This window comes from Amycolatopsis thailandensis (genome assembly GCF_002234405.1).
GTDB classification, from domain to species: domain Bacteria; phylum Actinomycetota; class Actinomycetes; order Mycobacteriales; family Pseudonocardiaceae; genus Amycolatopsis; species Amycolatopsis thailandensis.
In genome coordinates, this window is record NZ_NMQT01000111.1 from 1 (window position 1) to 760 (window position 760).

The 760-nt window shown below is 71.2% G+C and carries 1 protein-coding gene; it reads left to right on the plus strand.

Features of this window, described 5'->3' with window-relative positions:
- The coding region (locus CFP71_RS30050) for a bifunctional ornithine acetyltransferase/N-acetylglutamate synthase (protein ID WP_093937334.1) at window positions 1–760 on the plus strand (760 nt) is incomplete at both ends.

Below are 760 nucleotides of genomic sequence, written 5' to 3' on the forward strand. Positions count from 1 at the left end.
GCCGGCTCGGCGTCGGCGCCGAAGCCGACCTCTCCGCCGCCACCGCGGTCATGACCACCGACAGCAAGCCGAAGCAGGCGGCCGCGACGCACGACAGCGGCTGGAGCGTCGGCGGGTTCGCCAAGGGCGCGGGCATGCTCGCCCCGAACCTCGCGACGATGCTCTCCGTCCTCACCACCGACGCCGTCGTCACGCCCGAAGTCCTCGACAGGGCCCTGCGCGCCGCCACCGGTGTCACCTTCGACCGGCTCGACGTCGACGGCGGCACCTCCACCAACGACACCGTGCTCGTCCTCGCGTCCGGCGCCAGCGGCGTCGAACCGACCGAGGCCGAGCTGGCCGAACTGCTCACCGCGGTCAGCCTCGACCTCGTGCTGCAACTGCGCGCGGACTCCGAAGGCGCGACCAAGTACGTCGACGTCACGGTCACCGGCGCGGCGAGCGAGGCGGACGCGATCGCCGTCGGCCGGACGATCGCCGAGGACAACCTGGTCAAGACCGCGCTGTTCGGTTCGGACCCGAACTGGGGCCGCATCGCGATGGCGCTGGGCCGGGTGCCCGCGGAGATCGACCCGGAGAAGGTCGCCATCGCGATCAACGGCGTCACCCTGTTCGCCAAGGGCACTCCCGCGGCGGACCGTTCCGAAGCGGACCTCTCGGGCCGGGACATCAAGATCGTCGTCGACCTGGGCCTGGGCGAAGGGGAGTCGACGATCTACACGACCGATCTCTCGCACGCGTACGTCGAAGAGAACAGCGC